Here is a 25769-nt window from a genome sequence, read left to right on the forward strand (position 1 = left end):
ACGGCCGTACGGCCGGTTTACTCCTGCTTCTTGCGCCGTGTGCCGAACACGATCTCGTCCCAGCTCGGCACGGCGGCCCGGCGGCCGGGGCGGACGCCGTCGGCCTCGGCCTGACGGTCGGTCGCGCCGATGAGCCGGTCGCGGTGGCTGCCCACCGAGCGGGGCATGAGCACGTCCGCGTAGGCGGAGCCGGCCGAGGCGGCGGGTGCCGGGGGCTCCTCCGCCTCGGGTTCTTCGACGGGCTCCTCCGGGGTCTCCGCCGGCCGTTCCGGGACCACCAGGTCGCCCCGGAAGCTCGGCACCGCCTCCAGGAGGCTGGTGAGCGAGTCGCGTTCGCCGGTGCTCTCCTCGGCGGCCTCGGACGGCGGAGCCGGCAGGCTCGGCCGCTCCCGGTCGCTCCGGTCGAGGCCGCGGTCCAGTGGACGGTCGCGCGGCAGCCGGGCGATGCGCGGGACGAACGGGAAGCTCGGCTCCGGCACGGCGAGGTCGTCGGACTCGCCGATCAGCGAGCGCGCCTCGTCGTCGACGGCCTGGACGAGCCGCCGCGGCGGGTCGTACGTCCAGCTCGCCGAGTGCGGCTCGCCCGCGACCCGGTAGACGAGGAGGACCTCCCACGTGCCGTCGTCGCGGCGCCAGGAGTCCCACTGCACGGAATCCTTCTCGGCGCCGCGCAGCAGCAGCCGCTCCTGGACGGCCTCGCCGAGCAGCGGGCCGGAGTTCTCGCCGGGCCTGCGGACCGGGGTCTTGCGGGCGCGCTCGGCCATGAAGGCGCGTTCGGCCAGCACGGGACCCTCGAAGCGCCGTACCCGGTCGACGGGGATGCCGGCGAGCTGGGCGACCTCTTCCGCGGTGGCGCCAGCGCGTATACGGGCCTGGATGTCACGGGGGCGGAGATGGCTCTCCACCTCGATCTCGATCTGGCCGAGGCGTGGCCGGTCGCCGCGCACGGCGGCACGCAGCCGTTCGTCGATCGGAAGCGTGTACTCCGTTGCGTCGGCAGCCTTCAGCACCAGTCGTGTGCCGTCATTCGAGACGGCCACGACACGCAGTTCGGGCATGGGGACCTCCCGGGTGGTGCCTGCCGACGTCACGTGCGTCGCTGCTTCCGCTAGTCGAGTGTGGCCTGCCCGGGTGCAGCCTGCCACAACCTTGCCGAGTTGCCCGGCGTGTCGGGCGCGGGCCCTGGGTCGCCGTTATGGCACGGTGACCTATTCGCAACGCTAAGTGACCAAAGCTGTCACCCTGTGCAACTAGCCCCCTCCCGGCGGTCCTTGAAGGCCGCGGACACCCTGGTGGGAGACCGGACCCAGGGCTCGCCACAGTACTCCATTTGGACCACGTACGTGGATCGGCGCGCCGCCCAACTTCTGGCAAGGGGCGCGACTTGGCGCCCGTAGCCGCATTTCGAGGATCATGAACGTGGTGAACTTCACGCAATCCCCAGAAACGGAACTAATGGTTTCGTCCGTACGTCCCTTTCTCGTGCAGTCGTTCGATCATGTCGTTCAGGTTCGGGAAAGGGAGGCAAGTTCCGGGTATGCGTGAAACGCCCGATGCGGGTCGCAGGCGGATCGATCTGAGCGTCCCTCAGGTCGCGGGCAGTGCCCTGGCGGCGGTGGTGGCGGCCAAGCTGGCCTCGTACTTCGGGGTGTACGGCACGATCCTCGGCGCCGGAATCGTCAGCATCGTCGCCACCTGCGGCGGCAGTCTCTTCCAGCACTTCTTCCGGCGGACGGGGGAGCAGATCCGGGAGGCCACGGTCACCGCCCGGCCCGCGGAGCGGGCGCCGTCGGCGCCGGACGGGTTCACCGAGGGCACCGTCTACCGCGCGCGGGTGAAGAGCTGGAAGCGCCCGGTCCTCGCCGCCTCCCTCGTCTTCGGCGTCACCATGGCCGGCATCACTGCGTACGAACTGGTGTCCGGAGGCAGTTTCAGTGGCGGCGGGGGGACGACGGTCGGGGACGCGGTCACCGGCCGGGGCCCGTCCCCGTCGAAGCCCGGTGACACCACGCCCTCCTGGTCCCCCTCGGACCTGCCCGCGAGCGGCGCCACGCCGTCCGGCGACAGCGCTACGACGCACTCGGCGACGCCCACACCCAGCGACTCCCCCGGCAGGGAGCCGGGCGGCGACGCGGCCACCCCGACGCCGCCCCCCACACCCACGCCCACGCCGGGTGAGTCCTCCGCGACGCCTACGCCCCCAGAACCCTCCGCAAGTAGTCGTTCTGGAACAGCCGTTCCGGGTCAAGGCGGTCCCGCAGAGCGGTGAACTCGCCGAAGCGCGGGTACACCTCGGCGAAGTACTCGGCGTCCCGCGTGTGCACCTTGCCCCAGTGCGGCCGTCCCTCGTGCGCCGTGAAGATGCGCTCGGCGGCGGTGAAGTAGGCCTGGTAGGGCGTGCCGCGGAACATGTGGACGGCGACGTACGCGCTGTCCCGGCCGGAGGCGGTGGACAGGGTGATGTCGTCGGCCGGGGCGGTGCGCACCTCGACCGGGAAGCTGACGCGCATCCCGGAGCGCTCGACCATGGCCTTCAGCTCACGCAGCGTCTCGGCCAGGGCCGCGCGCGGGACGGCGTACTCCATCTCCACGAAGCGCACCCGGCGCGGCGAAGTGAAGACCTTGTAAGGGATGTCCGTGTAGGTGCGCGCGGACAGCGCCTTGCTGGAGATCCGGGCGATCGCCGGAACGGCCGCGGGCGCGGCGCGGCCGACCCACTGGGCCACCTGGAAGACGCCGTTGGAGAGGAACTCGTCCTCGAACCAGCCCGCCAGCTGCCCCACCGGCTGTTCGGGGCCCGTGCTGCGGTTGTTGCGTTTGGTGTTGGTGTTGCCGGTGTGCGGGAACCAGTAGAACTCGAAGTGCTCGTTCTCGGCCCACAGCTCATCGAACTCGGCCAGCACCCGCTCGAAGGGCATCGGCTCCTCGCGCGCGGTGAGCAGGAAGAGCGGCTCCACGGCGAAGGTGATCGCGGTGACCACGCCGAGCGCGCCGAGGCCTGTCCGGGCGGCCGCGAAGACGTCGGCGTTCTCCTTCTCGGAGCAGGAAAGGACCGAACCGTCCGCCGTCACGAGTTCGAGTGCCCTGATCTGGGCGGCGATGGAGGCGGATTCCCGGCCGGTGCCGTGCGTGCCGGTGCTCGTGGCCCCGGAGACGGTCTGCTCCATGATGTCGCCCATGTTGGTGAGCGACAGTCCCTCGCGCGCCAGCGCCGTATTGAGTCTCTTGAGCGGGGTTCCTGCCTCGACCGTGACGGTCATGGCGTTCCGGTCAATGTTGCGGATCCCGGTCAACAGTTGAGGGCGGATCAAGACACCGTCGGTGGCGGCGATCGACGTGAAGGAGTGCCCGGTCCCGACGGCCTTCACCTTCAGGCCGTCCTCGGCGGCCCGGCATACCGCCGCGGCCAGCTCCTCCACCGAGGCAGGCGTGACCTGCCGGGCCGGGCGGGCGGAGACATTGCCGCCCCAGTTACGCCAGGTGCCGTTCTTCGCGCTCGCTGTGGTGCTCAACGGTGCCTCCCCGACCCGCGGCCGGCCTGCGGAGCCGGCGGTACCCGAGGAAACCGACCGCGACCGCGACGGCCCCGGACACGGCCGGAACCCCGTACCCGGCGCGCGCACCGGCTGCGTCGATCACCCAGCCGGCCACGGAGGAGCCGAGCGCGACCCCGACCGCGAGGCCGGTGCTCACCCAGGTCATGCCTTCGGTGAGCTTCGCGCGAGGTACGTGCTCTTCGATGAGGGACATCGTCGTGATCATCGTCGGCGCGATGGACAGCCCCGCAACGAACAGCGCCACGGCCAGAAGCGGCAAGTTTCCGACCAGTAGGAGGGGGATCATACTCACGGCCATCGCCCCCACGCCCAGCAACCAGCGACGTTCCGGTGCTCCCGCGAAGCGCAGCAGCCCGAAGACCACGCCCGCGACACAGGATCCCGCCGCGTACAGCGCCAGCACCACGCTCGCGGCGCCCTTGTGGCCGCGCTCGTCGGCGAAGGCGACGGTGACCACGTCGACGGAACCGAAGATCGCTCCCGTGGCCACGAAGGTCGCCACCAGCACCTGGAGCCCGGCCGAGCGCAGTGCGCTGCCGTCGTCGTGCCGCTCGCGCGGGTGCGGTTCGGGCTCGGTGGCGCGCTGTGCGGTCAGCCAGAAGACGCCGGCGGCCAGGAAACAGCCGGCCAGCAGGGGTCCCGCCTCCGGGAACCAGGCCGTGGACAGGCCGATGGAGATGATCGGCCCGAAGATGAAGCAGACCTCGTCGACGACCGACTCGAACGAGTAGGCGGTGTGGAGCTTGGGCGTGCCCCGGTACAGGGCGGCCCAGCGGGCCCGGATCATCGCGCCGAGGCTCGGCACCGAGCCGATGCCGGCCGCGCAGACGAACAGCACCCAGTCCGGCCCTCCCACGTGCGCCGCGAGCAGCAGCCCGGCGGCGGCCAGAAGTGCCACAAGGGTCGCGGGGCGCAGCACCCGGCGCTGGCCGTGCCGGTCCACCAGGCGGGATATCCGGGGCCCGATCGCGGCGGCGGACAGGGCGATGGTGGCCGACAGCGCGCCCGCGAGACCGTAGCGCCCGGTGAGCTGCGAGACCATCGTGACCACGCCGATGCCCATCATGGACAGCGGCATCCGGCCGAGGAATCCCGCGGCGGAGAAGCCCTTGGTGCCGGGCTCGGCGAACAGGGCGCGGTAGGGGCTGGGCACGTGGTCTCCGGGAGCGGTCGTAAGGCGCGAATGCGGCCGATACAGCTTACGAGTTAGGTGACCCTAATTGCACCCGGCCGGACGGCTGGAAATACCGGACTAAACCGCCTGGAACTCGACTCTTCACCCCGCTGTTGCCCGGCTGTCAGCACCGGGTGGCAGGATCGAGTCATGCCAGACGCGCTCGATGCCACCCCGTACGACGCCCTGCTCCTGCTCTCCTTCGGCGGCCCCGAGGGCCCGGACGACGTGGTCCCGTTCCTGGAGAACGTCACGCGCGGGCGCGGCATCCCCAAGGAACGCCTCAAGGAAGTCGGGCAGCACTACTTCCTGTTCGGCGGGGTCAGCCCCATCAACGACCAGAACCGCGCCCTGCTGGACGCCCTGCGCAAGGATTTCGCCGACCATGGCCTGGACCTGCCGGTCTACTGGGGCAACCGCAACTGGGCGCCGTATCTGACGGACACCCTGCGCGAGATGGCCGCCGACGGCCGCCGCCGCATCCTGGTGCTCGCCACCAGTGCCTACGCCTCCTACTCGGGCTGCCGCCAGTACCGCGAGAACCTCGCCGACGCGCTGGCCGCCCTCGAGGCCGAGGGCCTGGAGCTGCCCAAGGTCGACAAGCTGCGGCACTACTTCAACCACCCCGGCTTCGTCGAGCCCATGGTCGACGGGGTGCTGCGCTCCCTCGCCGACCTGCCCGAGGACGTCCGCGACGGTGCCCACATCGCCTTCTCCACCCACTCCGTCCCGACCGCCGCCGCCGACACCTCCGGCCCGGTCGAGGCCCACGGAGAGGGCGGCGCGTACGTCGAGCAGCATCTGGACGTGGCCGAGCTGATCGCCGGCGCCGTGCGCGAGCGGACCGGCATCGACCACCCCTGGCAGCTCGTCTACCAGTCGCGTTCCGGCGCCCCGCACATCCCCTGGCTGGAGCCCGACATCTGCGACCACCTGGAGGAGCGGCAGGCGGCCGGCGCCCCCGCCGTCGTGATGGCGCCCATCGGCTTCGTCTCCGACCACATGGAGGTCCTCTACGACCTCGACACGGAGGCCACGGCCAAGGCCGAGGAGCTCGGTCTGCCGGTGCGCCGCTCGGCGACCGTCGGCGCCGACCCGCGGTTCGCCGCGGCGATCCGCGAGCTGATCCTGGAGCGGGCCGCCGTGGAGCGCGGCCAGGAGGTCACGCCCTGCGCCCTGGGCGCGCTCGGCCCGAGCCACGACCTCTGCCCGGTCGGCTGCTGCCCGGCCCGTGCCCCCCGCCCGGCCGCCGCGGGCGCCGACAGCCCCTACGCGTGAGGAGACCCGTGACCGACGCCCTGCACAGGGAACTGCTCGACCTGGCCCGGGAAGCCGCCCGCCGCGCAGGCGAGCTGCTGCGCGACGGCCGTCCGGCCGACCTGGCGGTGGCCAGGACCAAGTCCAGCCCGATCGACGTCGTCACCGAGATGGACATCGCGGCGGAGAAGCTGATCACCGATCTGATCTCCGGCCGCCGTCCGGGCGACGGCTTCCTCGGCGAGGAGGGCGCCGACACCGAGGGCACCAGCGGCATCCGCTGGGTGATCGACCCGCTCGACGGCACCGTCAACTATCTGTACGGACTGCCCACCTGGGCCGTGTCCATCGCGGCCGAGCAGGACGGCGAGAGCGTCGTCGGGGTCGTCGCGGCCCCGATGCGCGGCGAGACGTACCACGCGGTGCGCGGAGGCGGCGCCTGGGCCACCGGTGCGGGGGAGGGCGAACGCGCGCTGTCCTGCCGCCCCGCGCCCCCGCTGGACCAGGCGCTGGTCTCCACCGGCTTCAACTACGTGGCCGAGGTCCGCGCCCACCAGGCCGAGCTGGCCGGGCGGATCATCCCGCTGCTGCGCGACATCCGGCGCAGCGGCTCGGCGGCGATCGACCTGTGCGACGTGGCCTCGGGCCGCCTGGACGGCTACTACGAGCGGGGACTCAACGCCTGGGACTTCGCCGCCGGGGACCTGATCGCGCGGGAGGCCGGTGCGCTGACCGGTGGACGGCCCGGAGAGCGCCCGTCACGCGATCTGACGGTCGCCGGTACCCCCGGCGTCTTCGAGCCCCTTCAGCGGCTGCTGGAGGACTTCGGGGCCTGGCACGACTGACCGGGGCCGCGCCGGAGGGCGCGGGCCCCGAGGCACGACAGGACCCCCGGCGCTGGATTCGCCGGGGGTCCTGCCGAGTGCGCTTCGGGCCGATCAGATCAGACGCGTGACGCGCCGACCTCCACACCGTGTTCGGCGGCGAGGCGGCGCAGGTCATCGAGCTCGGCCTGCTCCACCTCGACGAGGAAGTCGTCGCCCTCGTCACGAGCCCGCGACAGGTCGGACTCGGTCGCCCTTATGCGCTGCAGAAGTCCTGCGGTGAATGCGTCCATGCTGCGCCCCCTCGTCCTGGGTCGTGGGTCGGTGGCACGGGGGTGTGCCCATTCTGGGAGGGGCGATCACGTCTCTCGCGGGTGCCCGGCCCTGCCCTGCCGGGCGGCCACGGTGCCGGACTCCCACGCCCGCTCCGCGGAAGCGGAAGGCGAAGTACCGCATGGTGTTGCGGCACATGCAGAGCGTGATCGCGGGGTGTAAAGCCGTCCTCCCCCCGCTCCCTTCCACGGAAACCTAACCGGAGGAGAAAATCTCGTATTCCCCTCCCGGCGCCCCGATCCCTGCGGCCGGGCACCCGCCTTACAGCCGACTTATGGCCGAAAAGGGCAGGATGGAGCCCACCATCCCACGGACATCCCTGCCCGCGCGCACTCACTGTGCGCTACGCGGGTGGACACAGGAAGGACATGCGACGTGCGCGTACTCGTCGTCGAGGACGAGCAACTGCTCGCCGATGCGGTGGCCACCGGACTGCGCCGGGAGGCCATGGCCGTCGACGTCGTGTACGACGGTGCGGCCGCCCTGGAGCGCATCGGCGTCAACGACTATGACGTGGTCGTCCTCGACCGCGACCTCCCGCTCGTGCACGGCGACGACGTCTGCCGCAAGATCGTGGAGCTGGGCATGCCCACGCGCGTGCTCATGCTCACCGCGTCCGGTGACGTCAGCGACCGCGTCGAGGGCCTGGAGATCGGCGCCGACGACTATCTGCCCAAGCCGTTCGCGTTCAGTGAGCTGATCGCGCGTGTTCGTGCGCTCGGACGCCGTACGAGCGTGCCCCTGCCGCCGGTGCTGGAGCGCGCCGGCATCAAGCTCGACCCGAACCGCCGCGAGGTCTTCCGCGACGGCAAGGAGGTCCAGCTGGCCCCGAAGGAGTTCGCGGTCCTTGAAGTGCTGATGCGCAGCGAGGGCGCGGTCGTCTCGGCCGAGCAGCTGCTGGAGAAGGCCTGGGACGAGAACACCGACCCGTTCACCAACGTGGTGCGCGTGACGGTGATGACGCTGCGCCGCAAGCTCGGCGAGCCGCCCGTCATCGTCACCGTGCCCGGCTCCGGCTACCGGATCTGATCCCGATGGCCGCGACACCCGCGCCGCCGCAGGCGCCCCCGAAGCCCACCTGGGACCCCCGCAGGCCGCAGCCCCCTTTCCCGTGGCTGCGCCCGACCATCCGGATACGCCTCACGCTGCTGTACGGCGGCATGTTCCTGATCGCCGGCATCCTGCTGCTGTCGATCATCTATCTGCTGGCGGCACAGGCGATCACCACCGGAAACGCGACGCTTTTCAAGATCGTCAGCTTCCAGAACCTGCAGGTCGCCAGCGACAACTGCCCCGCGATCACCAACCACCTGCCGCTCGCGGACTTCAACGAAGCGATCAGCCGGTGCGCCGACCAGCAGCGTCAGACGGCCCTGGACAACCTGCTCAGCCGCTCGCTGCTGGCCCTGCTGGGCCTCGCCGTGATCGCCTTCGCGTTCGGCTACGCGATGGCGGGCCGGGTGCTGTCCCCGCTCGGCCGGATCACCCGCACCGCCCGCCAGGTGGCCGGTTCCGACCTGTCCCGCCGGATCGAGCTGGACGGACCGGACGACGAGCTGAAGGAGCTGGCGGACACCTTCGACGACATGCTGGAGCGGCTGGAGCGGGCCTTCACCGCGCAGCAGCGCTTCGTCGGCAACGCCTCCCACGAGCTGCGCACACCGCTCGCGATCAACCGCACGCTCCTGGAAGTGCACCTGTCCGACCCGAACGCGCCGGTGGAGCTGCAGCAGCTCGGCAAGACGCTGCTGGCCACCAACGAGCGCAGCGAGCAGCTGGTGGAGGGCCTGCTGCTGCTCGCCCGCAGCGACAACCAGATCGTCGAGCGCAAACCGGTCGACCTGGCCGAGGTGGCCACCCAGGCCATCGACCAGGTGCACGGCGAGGCCGAGGCGAAGGGCGTCAAGATCCGCGGTGAGCGCAAGCCCGCCGTGGTGCAGGGCAACGGCGTGCTGCTGGAGCGGATCGCGCTGAACCTCGTCCAGAACGCGGTGCGCTACAACGTGCCCGAGGACGGCTGGGTCGAGGTCGGCACGGAGGTCGAGCACCAGCAGGCGGTGCTGACCGTCACGAACACCGGGCCGGTCGTGCCGGCGTACGAGATCGACAACCTCTTCGAGCCCTTCAGGCGGCTGCGTACGGAGCGCACGGGCAGCGACAAGGGCGTGGGACTGGGCCTGTCCATCGTCCGGTCCGTGGCCCGCGCGCACGGCGGTCACATCGCCGCGCGGCCCCGCGAGGGCGGTGGTCTGGTGATGCGCGTCACCCTGCCGCTGTGATCAGGATCCGACACACCCGGAGGAAGTTCGCTTTGCGCGGAATTTTCCGGGCGCCCAGTTCGGTTGTTGTTGTGTGATCGATCACATGGACGGATTTCCAGACATGCACTCTCCGTGATCATGACAGGGGTCGCAAAGCCGGGAAAATCCTGGTTTTCGGGGCTCTTGATCACGGGAAGTACACGGTGAGGCGCCTTTGAGGTGCGGCATTCGAACCGTGTACGGTCCTCACCGCCATCCAAGTCGATCACTCTTGAGAGATCGGATTGGGTGTCGATTGAGTAACAGACCTTGATGTGAGGCAAAATCTCCGCCTCAGGTCGGGCACAAGTCCGGCCTCTCACGCGTTACGTGCGCTGGAGACACCGCAGACACCCAGAGGGGGAGAGCGACATGGCAACCGATTACGACACTCCACGCAAGACCGACGACGACGTCGACTCGGACAGCCTTGAAGAGCTGAAGGCCCGCCGGAACGACAAGTCCACCTCCGCGGTGGACGTCGACGAGTTCGAGGCCGCCGAGGGCCTCGAACTGCCGGGCGCCGACCTCTCGAACGAGGAGCTGGCCGTCCGTGTGCTGCCCAAGCAGCAGGACGAGTTCACCTGCATGAGCTGCTTCCTGGTGCATCACCGCAGCCAGCTGGCCCGGGAGAAGAACGGTCAGCCGATCTGCCGCGACTGCGACTGAGGACGGGTCGGCCGTGACTGGCTCGACCCCTCCTCGGAAGCGCCGCTTCTCTCTGCCGGGAGCGGACCAAGGGCCGTCCGGCGGCCCTCGCGGCACGCGTGACGACGAGCGGGGCTCATCCGGTGCGGGAGCCTCGCTCGAACCGGCGTCGGGCCCGGGCGGCCCGTCGGCGCAGCGGACCGCGCCCGTCGCACGGCGACGGGCCGCGGTGATCCGGGACAAGACCTGGCAGCTGGCCCGGGAAGGCGCCCGTATGGGCGGCAGCGGCGCCCGGGCGGGCCTGGCGTATCTCACGGACCGGATCATCGAGATCGCCCCGCGTGTCCCCGTACGCGACCTCGCGACGCTGCGCAGGCAGTTCCCGGGCCTCGGGCCCGAGCAGCTCGCCGACAAGCTGGTGGCGGGCGCGGCCGGCGCGACCTCCGCGGTCGGGGCCGGGGTCGGGGCGGCGGCGATGCTGCCGGTGCCGCCGGCCATGCCGGCGGAGCTGGCCGCGGAGATCACCGGGGTCGCCGCGATCGAGCTGAAGCTCGTCGCCGAACTGCACGAGGTGTACGGCTTGCGGCCGCCGGGGAATCTGATGGCCCGCAGTACCGCGTATCTGTCCTCCTGGTCGGGGGAGCGCGGGGTCGACGTGATGAAGCCGTCGACGATCAACACGGCCCTCGGGGGCCAGATGAAGCGCGAACTGCGTCAGCAGATCATGAAGCGGATGGTCCGGGACCTGCCCAGCCTGATGCCGTTCATGGTGGGTGCCGCGGTGGGGGCGGTCATGAACCGCCGCGACACGAAGAAGCTCGCCTCGCGGATCCGGGCGGACCTGCGCAAGATGCAGGTGCCGTGGGACCGGTTGACGGAGCTGCCGCCTCTGGAGAAGCCCGCGGACGCGCTCCGGATGGGCGAGATCGCCGAGGAGCAGTGGGACTGACGCCTCCCGCGCGGGCGGGTTGGGCACCGCCGGATCGCGCCGTCGTGGTCGGACGCCGGTCCGGCGGAGAAGCGACCTACTTCCGAGCCGCCTCGATCGCCGCAGCCAGCTGCTCCGGCTCGCGGGTCGACAGGTACAGGTACGGCGTCGGGTCCTCCGGGTCCGTGACCTCGACGCGCAGGGCCGTGGGGATGTAGGACCGCAGCAGCAGGAAGGCGCGGGTGTCGGCCTTGTAGGTGCGCCAGGCCCGGGCCTCCTCCGGGTCCAGGACCTCCGACGCACCGAGCGCCGACACCGGGATCTTCGCCTCGCCGGCGATCAGGGAGTCGCCCACGACGCGGATGCGCGGGGAGCCGTAGGCGCTGGCGACCACCGCGGCCGCGGCCGTGCCGCCCACCAGGCCGCCGAGCAGCGGCAGGGTGCCGAAGGGGAGCAGGATCAGGGCGAACGAGACGCCCACCAGGAAGCTGATCAGCCACCACGAGCGGGGGGCGGTGAGGCGTTCTTCGTAGGGGGTGGCGGAGAGCTGCATGGGGCCAAGCTTGGCACGGTATCCGTGTACGGCCGGAGTCGGGGCAGTCAGCGCGAAGCGCTGTCGGGGAGGGCGGTGGTGGGTGAAGGGCGGGCGGGTAAGGTCTGCGGCTGTGAGTGGTAGTTCCGCAGCTCTTCAGCCTCCCGCCGACGCCGTGACACCGGTGCGGCACCCCGACGCTCCCGCGCCCGGCGAGCTTCTCGGTGCCCACTACGAACACTGTTTCGGTTGTGGTCCCGAGCAGCCGCACGGGCTGCTCCTGGAGGCCCGCGCCGGTGAGGGTGTCTCGCTGACCGCCGAGTTCACCGTCCAGCCCGCCCACCAGGGCGCCCCGGGCCTCGCGCACGGCGGAGTGCTGGCCACCGCCCTCGACGAGACGCTCGGCTCGCTGAACTGGCTGCTGCGGACCATCGCCGTCACCGGGCGGCTGGAGACCGACTTCGTGCGGCCGGTCCCGGTGGGCACCACGCTGTACCTGGAGGCCGAGGTGACGGCCGTCGCGGGGCGGAAGATCTACTCCACCGCCACCGGACGCCTCGGCGGCCCCGACGGGCCCGTCGCCGTCCGTGCGGACGCCCTCTTCATCGAGGTGAAGGTCGATCACTTCATCGACCACGGCCGCACGGAGGAGATCCAGGCGGCCATGAGCGACCCGGACCAGATCCGGCGCGCCCGCGCCTTCGAGGTGAACCCGTGACCCCCGAGCATCCCGCGAGCCCCGACCACGACGACATGAGCGCCGACAACCCCGTGAACCCCGAAGACCTCGCGCACCCGCTGAGCCCTGGCCGCCGCGATCCCCTGAACGTCCTGATCCGCCGTGTCGACCCGGACGTACCGCTTCCGGCGTACGAGCACCCGGGGGACGCCGGGGCCGATCTGCGCACCACCGAGGCCCGCGGGCTGAAACCCGGTGAGCGGGCGGTGCTGCCCACGGGAGTGTCGATCGCCCTCCCGGAGGGGTACGCGGCCTTCGTGCACCCGCGTTCCGGCCTCGCCGCCCGCTGCGGTGTCGCGCTCGTGAATGCCCCGGGGACGGTGGATGCCGGGTACCGTGGGGAGATCAAGGTGATCGTGGTGAATCTCGACCCGCGCGAGGCCGTGCGGTTCGAGCGCTTCGACCGGATTGCCCAACTGGTCGTCCAGCAGGTCGAGAGGGTCCGCTTCCGGGAGGTGGCGGAGCTTCCCGGCTCGGCGCGGGCCGAAGGGGGCTTCGGGTCCACCGGAGGCCATGCCGCGGTGGGCGGTGAAAACGGCTCAAGCGGTCCTGCCGCCGTGGGCGGCAGGACGGGTGGGAATCGATACGCTTCGGTCGTATCCGACCGGGAAGGACAGTGACGTGTTCGGACGTCGCAAGAAGAAGGGTGCCGCCGAGGACGCGGCCGGCGAGGCCGAGCAGGTCGTCGACAGCGTCGACACCGAGGCGGACGAGGAAGAGGGCGAGGCCGAGCGCGATCGCGTCCGGCTGGAGCCGGGGCCCCGGCCCGACGGACCGTGGGACAGCGACGAGGTGCGCGACCCGGGTGAGGGGCGTGTCGACCTCGGCGGTCTTTTCGTGCCGGGCGTCGACGGCATGGAACTCAGGGTCGAGGTCGCCGGTGACGCGATCGTCGCGGCGACCGTCGTACTGCGCGACAGCGCCATTCAGCTCCAGGCCTTCGCCGCACCCAAGCGTGAGGGCATCTGGGGCGAGGTCCGCGAGGAGATCGCGGGCGGCATCACCCAGCAGGGTGGCATCGTCGACGAGGTCGAGGGCCCGCTGGGCTGGGAGCTGCGCGCCCAGGTACCGGTGCAGCTGCCGGACGGCACCGGCGGCTTCCAGGTCGTCCGGTTCGTCGGTGTGGACGGCCCGCGCTGGTTCCTGCGCGGTGTGATCTCCGGCCAGGGCGCGGTGCAGCCGCAGGCGGCAGGTCTGCTGGAGCAGATCTTCCGGGACACGGTCGTGGTCCGCGGCGAGGGCCCGATGGCGCCCCGTGACCCGGTCGTCCTGAAGCTGCCGAACGACGCGCAGATGGTTCCCGAGGGCGTCCAGCAGGAGGAGGGCTCGCGCTTCTCCGGCGGCATGGGCCAGCTGCAGCGCGGACCGGAGATCACCGAGGTCCGCTGAGTACGCCGCTCGGCAGAGCGATTCAAGGGCCGCACCCCTTCCCGGGGTGCGGCCCTTTCGCGTGCGCGACCCCTTGACGGGTGATTAGTCTGTACCTATGTTCTCCGGCCAACGGTGCGGCGGGTCCCTCGAGCTCGGGCTCGGACCGGTCACCGAGGTCGGCTACAACGCCCTGCACAACCGCCCGGCGGGCAGCAACAACCTCTTCGTCGCCTGGGAGACGCTCACCCACGGCGACAACCCGGACTGAACCGTTGAACGGCCGGGCGCCCCGCGGCGATACTGGCGCCCGGTCCACGGGGGACGCGGTGGGACACGGGGGAGGCGCAATGAGTCAGGTGCTCACCGAGGCCATGGTGCGCGTCGAGGACGTCCACAGGTCCTACGGGCGCGGCCCGGCCGCAGTCCATGCCCTGCGCGGAGTCTCCTTCGAGGTCCCGCGCGGCGAACTCGTCGCCCTCAAGGGACGCTCCGGCTCCGGCAAGACCACCCTGCTGAACATCGTCGGCGGGCTCGACACCCCCGACCGGGGACGGGTCGAGGTCGACGGGCGGGACCTGGCCGGGCTCGGCGAGAGCGGGCTGCTCGAGCTGCGCCGGGACCGGATCGGATTCGTCTTCCAGTCCTTCGGGCTCATCCCGATCCTCAGCGCCGCCGAGAACGTCGGCGTACCCCTCAGGCTGCGCCGGGCCGAGCCGCGCGAGCGCGAGGAGCGCGTCGAGCTGCTGCTGTCCCTGGTCGGGCTCGCCGATCACGCGGCCCAGCGGCCGGGCGAGCTGTCCGGCGGCCAGCAGCAGCGGGTCGCCATCGCCCGCGCCCTCGCCAATCGCCCCGCCCTGCTCATCGCCGACGAGCCGACCGGGCAGCTCGACGCCGAGACCGGCCACGCCGTCATGGAGCTGCTGCGGGACGTCGTCCGCGGCGAGCGAGCCACCGCCCTGGTCGCCACGCACGACGCCGCTCTGCTCGATCTGGCCGACCGGGTGCTGGAGCTGCGCGACGGCGAGATCGTGCACCACTGAGACCGCGCGGCACGGGGCCGCCGGGCTCTCGCCGAGGCCGTCCGGCGCCGTCAGAGTTGTGTCAAAGAGCCCTGTTGACCGGGCCCTCGTCCCGATTGTCCGCATCGCTGGCCGTAAGGTCGACGCTGCGTACGCAGCAGTTACGGGAAGACAATGGGGCCATGGCACGCGGCAAGCTTCGGATATACCTCGGCGCGGCACCCGGCGTGGGCAAGACCTACGCCATGCTGTCCGAGGCGCACCGCCGTATGGAGCGGGGCACTGATTGCGTCGTGGCCTTCGTCGAGCACTACGACCGCCCGCGCACCGAGGTCATGCTGCACGGCCTGGAGCAGGTGCCGCGCCGGCGGCTGGAGTACCGGGGCAGCACCTTCGGCGAGATGGACGTCGACGCGGTGGTGCGCCGCGCCCCCGCCGTCGCCCTCGTGGACGAACTCGCCCACACCAACATCCCCGGCTCCCGCAACGCCAAGCGCTGGCAGGACGTGGAAGAGCTGCTCGCGGCCGGCATCGACGTCGTCTCCACCGTCAACATCCAGCATCTGGAGTCCCTCGGCGACGTGGTGGAGTCGATCACCGGGGTGCGGCAGCGGGAGACGGTGCCCGACGAGGTCGTGCGGCGGGCCGACCAGATCGAGCTGGTCGACATGTCGCCACAGGCGCTGCGCCGCCGGATGGCGCACGGCAACATCTACAAGCCGGACAAGGTCGACGCGGCCTTGTCCAACTACTTCCGGCCCGGCAATCTGACCGCGCTGCGCGAGCTGGCGCTGCTGTGGGTGGCCGACCGGGTCGACGAGTACCTGACCGAGTACCGCAGCGAACACCGGGTCTCGAAGATCTGGGGCTCGCGCGAGCGGATCGTCGTCGGCCTGACCGGCGGCCCCGAGGGCCGCACCCTGATACGACGTGCCGCCCGGCTGGCCGAGAAGGGCGCCGGCGGCGAGGTCATGGCCGTCTACATCGCCCGCAGCGACGGGCTGACCTCGGCCTCCCCGAAGGAGCTGGCCGTCCAGCGCACCCTCGTGGAGGACCTCGGCGGCACCTTCCACCACGTCGTCGGGGACGACATACCGGCCGCGCTGCTCGACTTCGCGCGCGGCGTCAACGCCACCCAGATCGTGCTCGGCTCCTCGCGCCGCAAGGCCTGGCAGTACGTCTTCGGACCCGGCGTCGGCGCCACGGTCGCCCGGGAGTCCGGACCCGACCTCGACGTCCACATCGTCACCCACGGCGAGGTCGCCAAGGGCCGCGGGCTGCCCGTCGCCCGGGGCGCGCGCCTCGGCAGGGCGCGGATCATCTGGGGCTGGCTGGTGGGACTGGCCGGCCCGGTGATCCTCGCGGTGCTCCTGAACACCGTCGACCTCGGCCTCGCCAACGACATGCTGCTGTTCCTGTCGGTCACGGTCGCGGCGGCCCTGCTCGGCGGCCTGCTGCCCGCCCTGGCCTCGGCGGCCTTCGGCTCCCTCCTGCTGAACTACTACTACACCCCGCCCCTGCACCGGCTGACGATCGCCGACCCGAGGAACATCGTCGCCATCGCGATCTTCGTCGGGGTCGCCGTGTCCGTCGCGTCGGTGGTGGACCTGGCCGCCCGCCGCACCCACCAGGCGGCCCGGCTGCGCGCCGAGTCCGAGATCCTCTCCTTCCTCGCCGGGAACGTGCTGCGCGGCGAGACCGGCCTGGAGGAGCTGCTGGAGCGGGTCCGGGAGACCTTCGGCATGGAGTCGGCGGCCCTGCTGGAGCGCGCCGGCGACGTGTCGCCCTGGACCTGTGCGGGCCGCGCCGGATTCGGGCCGTCCCTGGAGCGGCCCGAGGACGCCGACGTCGACGTGCCGGTCGGCGACCACATGGCGCTCGCGCTCACCGGCCGGGTGCTGCCCGCCGAGGACCGCCGGGTGCTCGCCGCCTTCGCCGCCCAGGCCGCCGTCGTCCTGGACCGCCGCCGCCTCCAGGAGGAGGCCGACCAGGCCCGTGCGCTCGCCGAGGGCAACCGCATCCGCACCGCCCTGCTCGCCGCCGTCAGCCACGACCTGCGCACCCCGCTGGCCGCCATCAAGGCCGCGGTCAGCTCCCTGCGCTCCGACGACGTGTCCTGGTCCGAGGAGGACCAGGCGGAGCTGCTGGAGGGCATCGAGGAGGGCGCCGACCGGCTCGACCACCTCGTGGGCAACCTGCTCGACATGTCCCGTCTGCAGACCGGCACGGTCACGCCGATCGTCCGCGAGATCGACGTGGACGAGGTGGTCCCGATGGCCCTGGTCGGCGTGCCCGAGGACAGCGTCGAGCTGGACGTGCCCGAGACGCTGCCCATGGTCGCGGTCGACCCCGGACTGCTGGAGCGGTCCGTGGCCAACCTGGTCGAGAACGCCGTCAAGTACAGCCCGCCCGGACAGCACGTCCTGGTGTCCGCCAGCTCCCTGGTCGACCGGGTCGAGGTACGCATCATGGACCGCGGCCCCGGAGTGCCGGACGACGCCAAGGACCGCATCTTCGAGCCCTTCCAGCGCTACGGTGACGCCCCTCGCGGCGCCGGTGTGGGCCTCGGCCTCGCGGTGGCCCGCGGCTTCGCCGAGGCGATGGGAGGCACCCTGAACGCCGAGGACACGCCGGGTGGCGGACTCACCATGGTGCTCAGCCTCCGCGCGGCAGGATCACCTCCCGAGCCCCTCCCCCTCGGGGAGTTCAGCACAGAACCAGAAAGGCAGGCCCTATGACCCGGGTGCTCGTGGTCGACGACGAGCCGCAGATCGTGCGCGCCCTCGTGATCAACCTCAAGGCGCGCAAGTACGAAGTGGACGCGGCACCCGACGGCAGGACCGCCCTCGAACTCGCCGCCTCCCGTCACCCCGACGTGGTCGTCCTGGACCTGGGCCTGCCGGACATGGACGGCGTCGAGGTGATCAAGGGGCTGCGCGGCTGGACCAGGGTGCCGATCCTGGTGCTGTCCGCCCGCCACTCCTCCGACGAGAAGGTCGAGGCGCTCGACGCGGGCGCCGACGACTACGTCACCAAGCCCTTCGGCATGGACGAGCTGCTGGCCCGGCTGCGGGCCTCCGTGCGCCGGGCCGAGCCGGTCGGGCCCGGCGAGGACGATGTGACGACCGTCGAGACCGAGGGCTTCACCGTCGACCTGGCCGCGAAGAAGGTCAACCGTTCGGGCAAGGACGTCCGCCTCACCCCGACCGAGTGGCATCTGCTGGAGGTGCTGGTCCGCAACACCGGCCGCCTGGTCAGCCAGAAGCAGCTGCTGCAGGAGGTGTGGGGGCCGTCGTACGGCACGGAGACCAACTATCTGCGCGTCTACATGGCCCAGCTGCGAAGGAAGCTGGAGGCGGATCCGTCACACCCGAAGCACTTCATCACGGAGCCGGGGATGGGGTATCGGTTCGAGAGGTGAGGGGCAGAGTGGCCGGGGGGCCGGGGGTTGTCCCCCGGGGGACGCGGCATCACGGAGCCGGGGACGGGCGGTTCGAGCGGTCGGCGGTCAGCGGCGGGGCGGCCCGGGACGCGGGAAGTGAGCTGCGCTACGGCGCTGTGGGTGTGCCCCGGTACGCTTCACGTATGACTGCTGTTCCTCGCTCCGAAAAGCCGGCCGGCCGGTTCCGGCGCATGCTGGGCCGGCTCTCCTCCTCGCAGGAGGACCTGGAGTCCGAGGAGCTGCGGGAGGACGCCGAGACGGCGGGCTGTACCCGGATCGGTGACTGTCTGGACCGGCAGATCGTCACCGTAACTGGTACCTTGCGCACGGTCACCCTGCGTCCGCGTGCCGGAGTTCCGGCCCTGGAGGCGGAGCTGTTCGACGGCTCCGCCGCGCTGGACGTGGTGTGGCTCGGCAGGCGTTCCATCGTGGGCATAGAACCGGGGCGCAAGCTGATCGCATCGGGCCGGATCTCGATGAGCCGGGGCCGCCGGGTGCTCTTCAACCCGAAATACGAACTGCGACCCCTCGGACGGGAGTAGCCGGTGACGTCCCTCGACAAGCCGACCCAAGACACCGAACAGACCCGGCCCGACGAGACCCGCGACGCCCGCGCGGTCACCGAGGCCGCGCTGTTCGAGGCGTTCGGCGGTGTCCGCGGCATGGTCGAGACGGTCCTGCCCGGTCTCCTCTTCGTCGCGATCTTCACGGTCAACAAGGACCTGCACATCTCGGCGATCGCCGCACTGGCCGTGTCCCTGGTCCTGGTCGTCGTCCGGCTGGTGCGCAAGGACACCGTCAAGCACGCCTTCAGCGGTGTCTTCGGCGTGGCCTTCGGCGTCGTGTTCGCGATGTTCACGGGCAACGCCAAGGACTTCTACCTCCCCGGCATGCTCTACACGCTGGGCCTGGCGCTGGCCTACATCATCACGACGCTCGCGGGCGTGCCCCTGATCGGCCTGATCCTCGGCCCGGTCTTCAAGGAGAACCTCTCCTGGCGCACCCGCAACCCGGGCCGGAAGAAGGCCTATGCGAAGGCCAGCTGGGCCTGGGGCCTGATCCTGCTCGCCAAGTGCGCGATCCTCTTCCCGCTCTACTGGTGGTCCGACACCACCAAGCTCGGCTGGGTCCTCGTGGCCCTGAAGATCCCGCCGTTCCTGCTGGCGGTCTGGCTCACCTGGGTCTTCCTGGCGAAGGCGCCCGCGCCGATCGACGTCTTCGCCGAGATGGAGGCGGAGGAGAAGGCCGAGGAGGAGCGCAAGGCCGCGCTGGCCGCCGAGAGCGGCGACGCCACGGGCGGACGGCACCGCAGGCAGGCATAGACAGTCGTCGCACGACGAAAGGGGCGCCCTGTGACCAGGGCGCCCCTTTCGCGTGGGTTCAGCTTTCCTTCCGCACCGACAGCAGCTCCTCCAGCTGCTCCTCCCGGGCCTGCGCCGCCACGAAGAGGAGTTCGTCGCCCGCCTCCAGGGAGTCCTCCTTGGAGGGGGTCAGCACCCGGGTGCCGCGGATGATCGTGACCAGGGAGGTGTCCTGGGGCCACTCCACGTCGCCGACCTGGGTGCCGGCCAGGGCCGACTCCTCGGGCAGGGTCAGCTCGACCAGGTTGGCGTCCCCGTGGCTGAAGCGGAGCAGACGGACCAGGTCGCCGACGCTCACCGCCTCCTCGACCAGCGCGGACATCAGGCGCGGGGTGGACACGGCCACGTCGACGCCCCAGGACTCGTTGAACAGCCACTCGTTCTTGGGGTTGTTCACGCGGGCGACGACGCGCGGAACGCCGTACTCCGTCTTCGCCAGCAGCGAGACGACCAGGTTGACCTTGTCGTCGCCGGTCGCGGCGATCGCGACGTTGCAGCGCTGGAGCGCCGCCTCGTCCAGGGACGTGATCTCACAGGCGTCGGCCAGCAGCCACTCCGCCTGCGGCACCCGCTCCACCGAGATGGCGGTCGGGGCCTTGTCGATGAGCAGGACCTCGTGGCCGTTCTCCAGCAGCTCGCCCGCGATCGAGCGGCCGACGGCGCCGGCCCCGGCAATGGCGACCCTCATCAGTGACCGCCCTCCTCTTCCGGGCCGGAGGCGAACGCCGCCTCGACCTTGTCGACGTCGCTCGCGCGCATCATCACGTGCACGAGGTCGCCCTCCTGCAGCACCGTCTGCGAGGTGGGCAGGATCGCCTCGCCCAGGCGGGTCAGGAACGCCACGCGGACGCCCGTCTCGTCCTGCAGCCTGCTGATCTTGTGGCCGACCCACTTCGTGGAGGCGTGCACCTCGGCGAGTTGGACACCGCCGGTGGGGTCGCGCCACAGCGGCTCGGCGCCCGAGGGCAGCAGACGGCGCAGCATCTGGTCGGCGGTCCAGCGCACGGTGGCCACGGTGGGGATGCCCAGGCGCTGGTAGACCTCGGCGCGGCGAGGGTCGTAGATACGGGCGGCCACGTTCTCCACGCCGAACATCTCGCGGGCCACGCGTGCGGAGATGATGTTCGAGTTGTCACCGCTGGAGACGGCGGCGAAGGCGCCCGCCTCCTCGATGCCCGCCTCGCGCAGGGTGTCCTGGTCGAAGCCGACACCGGTGACCCGGCGGCCCCCGAATCCCGGGCCCAACCGGCGGAAGGCGGTGGGATCCTGGTCGATCACGGCGACCGTGTGCCCCTGTTGCTCCAGGGTCTGGGCCAGAGCGGAACCCACTCTTCCGCAGCCCATGATGACGATGTGCACGACCGTCCTTCCGGTGTCCGAAAAGTTGCTGCTGAGCATCAGGGTCTCAGACCGACGCACAAAGCTACACACGTGCGCTTCGGGCGGGGCACCCCTGTGCGGGGGTTTCCTGGATCATCGCGGCCGGTGGCCGTCGGCGCGTGATGCTGCGCACGCTGCACAGGGTCAGGATTCCGAGGCCGAGAAGAGTGACCGTCGCTCCGATCAGCTCTGCGGTCGCGGGCATGGGACCTCCGAAGTGCGGTGAAGGGCGGGGTCTGCCATCTAGACACGGGGGGCGCGCGGACCACGGAATCCGCAGTCCAGGGCGCCTGTGATTTCACTCGTGAGGCAGAACACGGACACCGGGTGGGCGGCTGCCTGTTCGAAGCCTTACGATCCTCTGTCGTGTCCAAACTGACCGACGTGCCCAAACGGATCCTGATCGGGCGCGCACTGCGCAGTGACCGGCTGGGCGAAACGCTCCTGCCGAAGCGCATCGCACTCCCCGTCTTCGCCTCCGACCCGCTGTCCTCCGTCGCCTACGCGCCGGGGGAGGTTCTTCTGGTCCTGTCCATCGCGGGCGTGTCGGCCTACCACTTCAGCCCGTGGATCGCCGTCGCGGTCGTCGTGCTGATGTTCACGGTCGTCGCCTCCTACCGGCAGAACGTGCACGCCTACCCGAGCGGCGGCGGCGACTACGAGGTGGCCACCACCAACCTCGGTCCCAAGGCCGGCCTCACCGTGGCCAGCGCGCTGCTCGTCGACTACGTCCTGACCGTCGCCGTCTCCATCGCCTCCGGCATCGAGAACCTCGGCTCCGCGGTCCCCTTCGTGGTCGAGCACAAGGTGCTGTGCGCGGTCGCCGTGATCGTTCTGCTGACGCTGATGAACCTGCGCGGCGTGAAGGAGTCCGGCAAGCTCTTCGCGATCCCGACGTACGTGTTCGTCGGCGGCGTCTTCATCATGATCGCGTGGGGTGCCTTCCGCGGCATGGTCCTCGGCGACACCATGCACGCCCCGACGGCCGACTACCACATCAAGGCCGAGCATCAGGGTCTCGCGGGCTTCGCCCTGGTCTTCCTGCTGCTGCGCGCCTTCTCCTCCGGCTGCGCCGCGCTCACCGGCGTCGAGGCGATCTCCAACGGCGTCCCGGCCTTCCGCAAGCCCAAGTCGAAGAACGCGGCGACCACGCTCGCGCTGATGGGCGGGCTTGCCGTCACCATGTTCTGCGGCATCATCGCCCTCGCCATGTCGACCAAGGTCCGCATGGCCGAGAACCCGGCCACCGACCTGATCCACAACGGCCACCCGCTCGGCTCCGGCTATGTCCAGAACCCGGTGATCTCCCAGGTCGCCGAGGCGGTGTTCGGCAAGGGCAGCTTCCTGTTCATCGTGCTCGCGGCGGCGACCGCCCTGGTCCTCTTCCTGGCGGCCAACACGGCGTACAACGGCTTCCCGCTGCTCGGCTCGATCCTCGCCCAGGACCGCTACCTCCCGCGCCAGCTGCACACCCGCGGCGACCGCCTCGCCTTCTCCAACGGCATCGTGCTGCTCGCCGGCGCGGCGGCCCTGCTGACGGTCGTCTACGGCGCCGACTCCACCCGCCTGATCCAGCTGTACATCGTCGGCGTGTTCGTGTCCTTCACGCTCAGCCAGACCGGCATGGTGAGGCACTGGAACCGCCACCTGGCGACGGAGCGGGACCCGGCCAAGCGCCGCCACATGATCCGCTCCCGCGCGATCAACGCGTTCGGTGCCTTCTTCACCGGCCTGGTGCTCGTCGTCGTCCTCGTCACCAAGTTCACGCACGGTGCCTGGGTGGCCCTGCTGGGCATGTGCATCTTCTACGCGACGATGACCGTGATCCGCAGGCACTACGACCGCGTCGCCGAAGAGCTCGCGGCCCCCGAGGGCCCGAGCGACGACAGCGTCCGACCCTCCCGTGTCCACTCGGTCGTCCTCATCTCCAAGATCCACCGCCCCACCCTGCGTGCCCTGGCCTACGCCAGGCTGATGCGCTCGGACACCCTGGAGGCGGTCACGGTCGGCGTCGACCCGGCGGAGACCAGGGCGCTGCGCGAGGAGTGGGAGCAGCGCGGCATCGACGTACCGCTGAAGGTCCTCGACTCGCCGTACCGGGAGATCACCCGCCCGGTGATCGAGTACGTCAAGGGCCTGCGCATGGAGTCCCCGCGGGACGCGATCTCGGTGATCATCCCCGAGTACGTGGTCGGCCACTGGTACGAGCACCTGCTGCACAACCAGAGCGCCCTGCGCCTGAAGGGCCGCCTGCTGTTCACGCCGGGCGTCATGGTGACCTCGGTGCCCTACCAGCTGGCGTCCTCCGAAGCGGCCAAGCTGCGGGCCCGCAAGCGGCAGGAGTGGAGCGCGCCGGGCGCGGTCCGACGCGGTCCGGCGGCCGAGCGGCCGAAGGAGCCGTCGACCGTCGAGGACTGAGGCGCGAGGGACTGAGCGCGGGAGAGAGGCCGTAGACTGGTGGGCTGTTGCCAGGCTCACCGGCTGCGGCCGCTTCCCTCCCCGATCTGGAGTCACCCCACCATGCAGGCAGAACCGACCAAGTCTCTGGTGGGCGAGGAGTACGAGGTCGAGATCGGCCCCGTCGCCCACGGCGGCCACTGCATCGCCCGTACCTCCGAGGGCCAGGTGCTGTTCGTCCGGCACGCGCTGCCCGGCGAGCGGGTGGTGGCCCGGGTGACGGAGGGCGAGGAGGGCGCCCGCTTCCTGCGCGCGGACGCCGTCGAGATCCTGGAGGCGTCCAAGGACCGCGTCCAGGCCCCCTGCCCCTACGCCGGCCCCGGCCGCTGCGGCGGCTGCGACTGGCAGCACGCCAAGCCGGGCGCCCAGCGCCGGCTGAAGGGCGAGGTGATCGCCGAGCAGCTCCAGCGGCTCGCGGGCCTCACCCCCGAGGAGGCGGGCTGGGACGGCACGGTGATGCCGGCCGAGGGCGACAAGCTCCCGGCGGGCGAGGTGCCGCAGTGGCGGACGCGGGTGCAGTACGCGGTGGACGCCGACGGCAACGCAGGACTGCGCCGCCACCGTTCGCACGAGGTCGAACCGATCGAGCACTGCATGATCGCCGCGCCCGGTGTGAGCGAACTCGGCATCGAGGACCGGGACTGGTCCGGCATGGCCTCCGTCGAGGCGATCGCCGCGACGGGATCCCAGGACCGCATGGTCATCCTGGAGCCGAGGCCCGGCGCCCGGCTGCCGCTCGTCGAGCTCGACAGGCCCGTCTCCGTCATGCGCGTCGACGAGAAGGACGGCGGCGTCCACCGCGTCCACGGCCGCGCCTTCGTGCGCGAGCGCGCCGACGACCGCACCTACCGCGTCGGCAGCGGCGGCTTCTGGCAGGTCCACCCGAAGGCCGCCGACACCCTGGTCAAGGCCGTGATGCAGGGCCTGCTGCCGCGTAAGGGCGAGATGGCCCTCGACCTCTACTGCGGCGTGGGCCTCTTCGCCGGCGCCCTCGCCGACCGCCTCGGCGAGAAGGGCGCCGTCCTCGGTATCGAGTCCGGCAAGCGGGCGGTGGAGGACGCGCGGCACAACCTGGCCGACTTCCCGCGGGTCCGCATCGAACAGGGCAAGGTCGAGTCGGTCCTCCCGCGCACCGGCATCACCGAGGTCGACCTCATCGTCCTCGACCCCCCGCGCGCGGGCGCGGGCCGCAAGACGGTCGCACACCTCGCCTCCCTCGGCGCCCGCCGCATCGCCTACGTCGCCTGCGATCCCGCTGCGCTGGCCCGGGATCTGGGGTACTTCCGGGAGGGCGGGTACCGGGTGCGGACGCTTCGGGCGTTCGATCTGTTTCCGATGACGTCGCACGTGGAGTGCGTGGGGATTTTGGAGCCTGCTGCAAAGGGGCTCTGACCTGCGGCTTTCTTGGGTTTTCCAGATGTGGTCGGTGGTGCTCGACCTGTTTCCCGAAGTTCACCGCGTGAAGCGTTTCGCAGGTGCACGGCATGGGTCTCACCTGTTTCTCGTAGCGGGACGCCGAGTGGGAGGTGCTCCCACGATCTTTCTGAGGCGGTTGGGGGAACGTCTTGACGCTCGTCCGACGCTGATTCCGGCGGAGTGTCATGACGTCTGCTCGGCCGACTCTCGATGCAAGGCGAAGGTCCCGTCATGGAGCAGCGGCGCTGCGGTGTCCTCAGGCTGGGCGGACCCGCGGTAGCCGTCCTGTTCTGCTCGCAGGTGCTGCGTCAGCGGCTCGGGCCGGCGTCGTCATCGCCGTTCGAAGGATTCCGCTGCCTCCCACTGTCCGGAGAGGAATTGTCCCCTTGCTCTCTCAACAGTTCGAGGAGTGCGGCATCCGCCCTTTTCTGATCTTCCTTCGTCAGCTCGACCGGTGCGTTGTTGTAGACGGTGTAGCGATCCGGATCGATGATGTTGGCGGCCCGCAGGGTGAACGTCAGCAGGCGGCGCCACCCCTTGCGGTGACCGACCCGCGCTTGCAACTGGACCTTGTAGTCACGGGCCTCCGGCATGAATCCGGAGAACGGTGCCTCGAACTCGATGAAGAGCTGTTGCGCTTCCCTGCCGGGCACGACGAAGCCCGCCGGCAGCTTCGCATCCTCGTCCGGCCCCGGCTGGAGGCGGGACGGTGAGGACAACCACAGAAGCGGCAGGTGAGAAGCGGGCTCGTCAGGAAAGGTCAGGATGAGGTCCTGTACGACGATCGGCTTGGGGCCGGTGTTGTGCAGCACGAGCGGAAGCCGCAGGCGGGTCGAGGATGAGTGGACGATCGCTGCGAAGGCGTGAGGCTCCCACGTCTTCAGCCGCCCTTGTCTGGCGTTGAGCCACCAGAACGATGCGACGGTGAAGAGCAGTGCGCAGACCGACACCACGCCGGCGCCTGTGAGTGATGAGGACGCGGCCTGATCCGCCGCGGTCATCAGCGGAACCACAGATTCAGTGTGCCAGCC

General features: G+C 70.9%; 25 protein-coding genes and 1 pseudogene. 18 read left to right on the forward strand and 8 right to left on the reverse strand.

All coding sequences use genetic code 11. The annotated features are described in order from the left end of the window. Positions 1-17: 17 nt before the first annotated feature. Positions 18-1058, reverse strand: a complete 1041-nt coding sequence (gene sepH, locus AVL59_RS10455; protein ID WP_067301932.1) for a septation protein SepH — start codon at positions 1056-1058, stop codon at positions 18-20. A gap of 479 nt (positions 1059-1537) precedes the next feature. On the opposite strand from sepH, the gene AVL59_RS47815 reads away from it, so the two are divergent. Then, complete coding sequence (locus AVL59_RS47815; protein ID WP_079146624.1) at positions 1538-2269, forward strand: hypothetical protein; 732 nt, start codon at positions 1538-1540, stop codon at positions 2267-2269. On the opposite strand, the gene AVL59_RS10470 is transcribed toward AVL59_RS47815, so the two are convergent. Together AVL59_RS10470 and AVL59_RS10475 are read right to left on the reverse strand one after the other, a co-directional pair. Next, positions 2193-3512 carry a D-arabinono-1,4-lactone oxidase gene (locus tag AVL59_RS10470; RefSeq protein WP_067301940.1) on the reverse strand — a complete coding sequence of 440 codons (1320 nt, stop codon included), beginning with the start codon at positions 3510-3512 and terminating at the stop codon, positions 2193-2195. The two genes, AVL59_RS47815 and AVL59_RS10470, sit on opposite strands and share 77 nt — an antisense overlap. Continuing rightward, the gene (locus AVL59_RS10475) at positions 3472-4710 is read right to left on the reverse strand and encodes an MFS transporter (protein ID WP_067301941.1); all 1239 of its coding nucleotides are present in this window, start codon (positions 4708-4710) and stop codon (positions 3472-3474) included. The genes AVL59_RS10470 and AVL59_RS10475 overlap by 41 nt, the downstream gene beginning before the upstream one ends. Positions 4711-4881: 171 nt before the next feature. Between AVL59_RS10475 and AVL59_RS10480 the strand changes: the two genes are divergently transcribed. Together AVL59_RS10480 and AVL59_RS10485 are read left to right on the forward strand one after the other, a co-directional pair. Then, positions 4882-6009: a ferrochelatase gene (locus AVL59_RS10480; protein ID WP_067301946.1), complete on the forward strand. Its 1128-nt coding sequence runs from the start codon at positions 4882-4884 to the stop codon at positions 6007-6009. Positions 6010-6017: 8 nt separating this feature from the next. Further along, on the forward strand, positions 6018-6833 hold the full coding sequence (locus AVL59_RS10485; RefSeq protein ID WP_067301950.1) for an inositol monophosphatase family protein: 816 nt from the start codon (positions 6018-6020) through the stop codon (positions 6831-6833). A 98-nt stretch (positions 6834-6931) separates the two neighbouring features. On the opposite strand, the gene AVL59_RS53190 is transcribed toward AVL59_RS10485, so the two are convergent. Then, complete coding sequence (locus AVL59_RS53190) at positions 6932-7105, reverse strand: hypothetical protein (protein WP_023546087.1); 174 nt, start codon at positions 7103-7105, stop codon at positions 6932-6934. 415 nt (positions 7106-7520) lie between these two features. Here AVL59_RS53190 and AVL59_RS10490 point away from each other — a divergent pair, with 415 nt between their 5' ends. The 4 genes from AVL59_RS10490 to AVL59_RS10505 all read left to right on the forward strand — a co-directional run bounded on the left by AVL59_RS10490 (position 7521) and on the right by AVL59_RS10505 (position 11042). Then, positions 7521-8174 (forward strand): response regulator transcription factor, encoded by a 654-nt coding sequence (locus tag AVL59_RS10490; RefSeq protein WP_003993508.1) that lies wholly within the window; start codon positions 7521-7523, stop codon positions 8172-8174. Between the two features lie 5 nt (positions 8175-8179). Beyond that, on the forward strand, positions 8180-9424 hold the full coding sequence (locus AVL59_RS10495) for a sensor histidine kinase (RefSeq protein ID WP_067301951.1): 1245 nt from the start codon (positions 8180-8182) through the stop codon (positions 9422-9424). A 393-nt stretch (positions 9425-9817) separates the two neighbouring features. Then, on the forward strand, positions 9818-10114 hold the full coding sequence (locus tag AVL59_RS10500) for a DUF4193 domain-containing protein (protein ID WP_005481602.1): 297 nt from the start codon (positions 9818-9820) through the stop codon (positions 10112-10114). Between the two features lie 13 nt (positions 10115-10127). Next, the gene (locus tag AVL59_RS10505) at positions 10128-11042 is read left to right on the forward strand and encodes a hypothetical protein (RefSeq protein ID WP_079146625.1); all 915 of its coding nucleotides are present in this window, start codon (positions 10128-10130) and stop codon (positions 11040-11042) included. A 76-nt stretch (positions 11043-11118) separates the two neighbouring features. On the opposite strand, the gene AVL59_RS10510 is transcribed toward AVL59_RS10505, so the two are convergent. Then, positions 11119-11574: a DUF3093 domain-containing protein gene (locus tag AVL59_RS10510; protein WP_067301954.1), complete on the reverse strand. Its 456-nt coding sequence runs from the start codon at positions 11572-11574 to the stop codon at positions 11119-11121. A 112-nt stretch (positions 11575-11686) separates the two neighbouring features. Between AVL59_RS10510 and AVL59_RS10515 the strand changes: the two genes are divergently transcribed. The 9 genes and pseudogenes from AVL59_RS10515 to AVL59_RS10550 all read left to right on the forward strand — a co-directional run bounded on the left by AVL59_RS10515 (position 11687) and on the right by AVL59_RS10550 (position 19446). Then, a complete protein-coding gene (locus AVL59_RS10515) occupies positions 11687-12271 on the forward strand; it encodes a PaaI family thioesterase (RefSeq protein ID WP_067301957.1) in 585 nt (194 codons plus the stop codon). A gap of 35 nt (positions 12272-12306) precedes the next feature. Continuing rightward, positions 12307-12912, forward strand: coding sequence for a dUTP diphosphatase (gene dut / locus AVL59_RS10520; protein WP_067317118.1), 606 nt, complete (start codon positions 12307-12309; stop codon positions 12910-12912). A gap of 1 nt (position 12913) precedes the next feature. Further along, positions 12914-13681, forward strand: a complete 768-nt coding sequence (locus AVL59_RS10525; protein ID WP_067301960.1) for a DUF3710 domain-containing protein — start codon at positions 12914-12916, stop codon at positions 13679-13681. A gap of 115 nt (positions 13682-13796) precedes the next feature. Continuing rightward, positions 13797-13931, forward strand: a pseudogene (locus tag AVL59_RS52045) (alginate lyase family protein); the annotation flags it as partial. 79 nt (positions 13932-14010) lie between these two features. Continuing rightward, positions 14011-14703 carry an ABC transporter ATP-binding protein gene (locus AVL59_RS10530; protein WP_067301963.1) on the forward strand — a complete coding sequence of 231 codons (693 nt, stop codon included), beginning with the start codon at positions 14011-14013 and terminating at the stop codon, positions 14701-14703. 161 nt (positions 14704-14864) lie between these two features. Then, on the forward strand, positions 14865-17420 hold the full coding sequence (locus AVL59_RS10535) for a sensor histidine kinase (protein WP_067301966.1): 2556 nt from the start codon (positions 14865-14867) through the stop codon (positions 17418-17420). After that, positions 17417-18103: a response regulator gene (locus tag AVL59_RS10540; RefSeq protein WP_067301968.1), complete on the forward strand. Its 687-nt coding sequence runs from the start codon at positions 17417-17419 to the stop codon at positions 18101-18103. The genes AVL59_RS10535 and AVL59_RS10540 overlap by 4 nt, the downstream gene beginning before the upstream one ends. A gap of 164 nt (positions 18104-18267) precedes the next feature. Next, positions 18268-18666 (forward strand): OB-fold nucleic acid binding domain-containing protein, encoded by a 399-nt coding sequence (locus AVL59_RS10545; protein WP_079146626.1) that lies wholly within the window; start codon positions 18268-18270, stop codon positions 18664-18666. Between the two features lie 3 nt (positions 18667-18669). Further along, positions 18670-19446 (forward strand): DUF3159 domain-containing protein, encoded by a 777-nt coding sequence (locus AVL59_RS10550; RefSeq protein WP_067301974.1) that lies wholly within the window; start codon positions 18670-18672, stop codon positions 19444-19446. A 58-nt stretch (positions 19447-19504) separates the two neighbouring features. On the opposite strand, the gene AVL59_RS10555 is transcribed toward AVL59_RS10550, so the two are convergent. Beyond that, positions 19505-20173, reverse strand: a complete 669-nt coding sequence (locus AVL59_RS10555; protein ID WP_067301977.1) for a potassium channel family protein — start codon at positions 20171-20173, stop codon at positions 19505-19507. Further along, on the reverse strand, positions 20173-20844 hold the full coding sequence (locus tag AVL59_RS10560; RefSeq protein WP_067317120.1) for a potassium channel family protein: 672 nt from the start codon (positions 20842-20844) through the stop codon (positions 20173-20175). The genes AVL59_RS10555 and AVL59_RS10560 overlap by 1 nt, the downstream gene beginning before the upstream one ends. 387 nt (positions 20845-21231) lie before the next feature. On the opposite strand from AVL59_RS10560, the gene AVL59_RS10565 reads away from it, so the two are divergent. Together AVL59_RS10565 and AVL59_RS10570 are read left to right on the forward strand one after the other, a co-directional pair. After that, a complete protein-coding gene (locus tag AVL59_RS10565; protein ID WP_067301980.1) occupies positions 21232-23283 on the forward strand; it encodes an APC family permease in 2052 nt (683 codons plus the stop codon). Between the two features lie 102 nt (positions 23284-23385). Further along, complete coding sequence (locus tag AVL59_RS10570) at positions 23386-24714, forward strand: class I SAM-dependent RNA methyltransferase (RefSeq protein ID WP_067301984.1); 1329 nt, start codon at positions 23386-23388, stop codon at positions 24712-24714. Positions 24715-25046: 332 nt separating this feature from the next. Here AVL59_RS10570 and AVL59_RS10575 read toward each other — a convergent pair whose 3' ends face one another. Then, positions 25047-25751: a hypothetical protein gene (locus AVL59_RS10575; protein WP_067301987.1), complete on the reverse strand. Its 705-nt coding sequence runs from the start codon at positions 25749-25751 to the stop codon at positions 25047-25049. Positions 25752-25769: the final 18 nt, after the last annotated feature.

It is taken from the genome of Streptomyces griseochromogenes (assembly GCF_001542625.1).
Classification (GTDB): domain Bacteria; phylum Actinomycetota; class Actinomycetes; order Streptomycetales; family Streptomycetaceae; genus Streptomyces; species Streptomyces griseochromogenes.